The sequence below is a fragment of the Kingella denitrificans ATCC 33394 genome, from assembly GCF_000190695.1.
Classification (GTDB): Bacteria; Pseudomonadota; Gammaproteobacteria; order Burkholderiales; family Neisseriaceae; genus Kingella_A; species Kingella_A denitrificans.
On the sequence record NZ_GL870940.1, the window covers coordinates 1 to 505 of the forward strand.

2 protein-coding genes are annotated in these 505 nt (G+C 48.3%); both read right to left on the reverse strand.

The genetic code is table 11. From position 1 onward, the window contains the following. Window positions 1-55 precede the first annotated feature (55 nt). Complete coding sequence (locus HMPREF9098_RS11095) at window positions 56-307, reverse strand: ead/Ea22-like family protein (RefSeq protein ID WP_003784964.1); 252 nt, start codon at window positions 305-307, stop codon at window positions 56-58. Further along, entirely contained in the window at window positions 304-462 is a 159-nt protein-coding gene (locus tag HMPREF9098_RS11595; RefSeq protein ID WP_229041931.1) for a TraR/DksA family transcriptional regulator, read from the reverse strand. The genes HMPREF9098_RS11095 and HMPREF9098_RS11595 overlap by 4 nt, the downstream gene beginning before the upstream one ends. Window positions 463-505 lie beyond the last annotated feature (43 nt).

Here is a 505-nt window from a genome sequence, read left to right on the forward strand (position 1 = left end):
GCTTTCCAGTTTAGCAATACGCTTACTCCCATCCGAGATAACACCTTCGTAATACTCACGCTGCTACGTTGAGTTTTGATTTTGCTGTTTCAAGCTCAACACGCAGTTTCCCTACTGTTAGCGCAATATCCTCGTTCTCCTGGTCGCGGCGTTTGATGTATTGCTGGTTTCTTTCCCGTTCATCCAGCAGTTCCAGCACAATCGATGGTGTTACCAATTCATGGAAAAGGTCTGCGTCAAATCCCCAGTCGTCATGCATTGCCTGCTCTGCCGCTTCACGCAGTGCCTGAGAGTTAATTTCGCTCACTTCGAACCTCTCTGTTTACTGATAAGTTCCAGATCCTCCTGGCAACTTGCACAAGTCCGACAACCCTGAACGACCAGGCGTCTTCGTTCATCTATCGGATCGCCACACTCACAACAATGAGTGGCAGATATAGCCTGGTGGTTCAGGCGGCGCATTTTTATTGCTGTGTTGCGCTGTAATTCTTCTATTTCTGATCCG